A 1,127-nucleotide genomic window follows, 5' to 3' on the forward strand; every position below is an offset into this window, starting at 1 on the left:
TGACCCTGGAGTCGCGCATGTCCCTTCCTACTGTTTCCACAATGCGCCGCACCCTGGCGGCCAGCCTCTTGCTGGCCTGCTGCGGCGCGTTCGCTTTTTCCCTTTCCGATCTCAGCAACCAGGATGCCACCGCCGGCCTGAAAGCCGCGCTGGAGAAGGGCGCCAGCACGGCGGTGGCCAATCTGGGCCGGCCCAATGGCTTCCTTGCCAATGACAAGGTGAAGATCCAGTTGCCCGGCGCCCTGGAGCAAGCCATGCCGATCCTGCGCATGACCGGCATGGGCGGCCAGGTCGATGGCCTGGTGGCCGACATGAACCACGCCGCCGAGGCCGCCGTTCCGCTGGCCAAGCCGTTGCTGGTCAATGCGGTCAAATCGATGTCGGTGGCCGATGCCAAGAATATCCTGAGCGGTGGCGATACCTCGGTCACCGATTTCTTCCGCCAGAAGACCTCGGGGGAACTGGCCGTGAAGTTCCTGCCCATCGTCAAGCAGATCACCGACAAGAATGGCCTTTCCGGCCGCTACAACGCCGTCATGGGCCAGGTCGCCAAGTCCGGGCTGGTCAGCGCCGAGCAGAGCACAGTGGAGGGCTATGTCACCCAGCGCGCCCTGGATGGCCTGTTCCTGATGATCGGCGAAGAAGAAAAAGCCATCCGCAAGGATCCCGTCGGGACCGGCAGCGCCATCATCGGCAAGGTGTTCGGTGCATTGCGCTGATCGTGCATGAACCATAGGGGCGCAGCCTCTCTCGAAAAAAATCGCCGGCTCTTGAACAAGGGCCGGCGATTTTTTTTTGCCCATGTTGCTCAATCATCAAGCTCGGCCGCAGCCCCCATGGGGCAAGGGATAGCGCCGGGCTGGCGGTTTTCACGATGACCACTTTTGGCAGCATATTGAGCGCCGTTGGGAACTTTTAAAAAAGGCGCGCAATGTGGTGGGTAGTGCAATCGGTGGCGTGACCAGTGCTGCCGGAGCGATTGTCGGGAAGGTCGGTGGTGTGGCTGGGGCGGTGAGTGGCGCCAAGGGCGCTATCAGCAATGCGTCTGGCGCCGTGAGCGGTGCGGCCGGTTCTGTCGCCGGCAAGATCGGGGGACTCGGACAATGACCATCACCGCACCGGCATCC

At 62.6% G+C, this 1,127-nt stretch carries 2 protein-coding genes; both read left to right on the plus strand.

Annotation, left to right across the window (positions count from 1 at the left end; genetic code table 11):
• Nucleotides 1–17: 17 nt before the first annotated feature.
• Nucleotides 18–719 (plus strand): DUF4197 domain-containing protein, encoded by a 702-nt coding sequence (locus I5W_RS24270; RefSeq protein ID WP_044531174.1) that lies wholly within the window; start codon nucleotides 18–20, stop codon nucleotides 717–719.
• Between the two features lie 214 nt (nucleotides 720–933).
• On the plus strand, nucleotides 934–1,107 hold the full coding sequence (locus I5W_RS30510; RefSeq protein ID WP_252717204.1) for a hypothetical protein: 174 nt from the start codon (nucleotides 934–936) through the stop codon (nucleotides 1,105–1,107).
• Nucleotides 1,108–1,127: the final 20 nt, after the last annotated feature.

Source organism: Herbaspirillum sp. B65, assembly GCF_000333555.1.
GTDB classification, from domain to species: domain Bacteria; phylum Pseudomonadota; class Gammaproteobacteria; order Burkholderiales; family Burkholderiaceae_D; genus Herbaspirillum; species Herbaspirillum rubrisubalbicans.

Bases quoted from the DNA above. Each gene is read 5' to 3' on its own strand.
- I5W_RS24270 (WP_044531174.1), top strand. From the start codon at position 18: ATGTCCCTTCCTACTGTTTCCACAATGCGCCGCACCCTGGCGGCCAGC.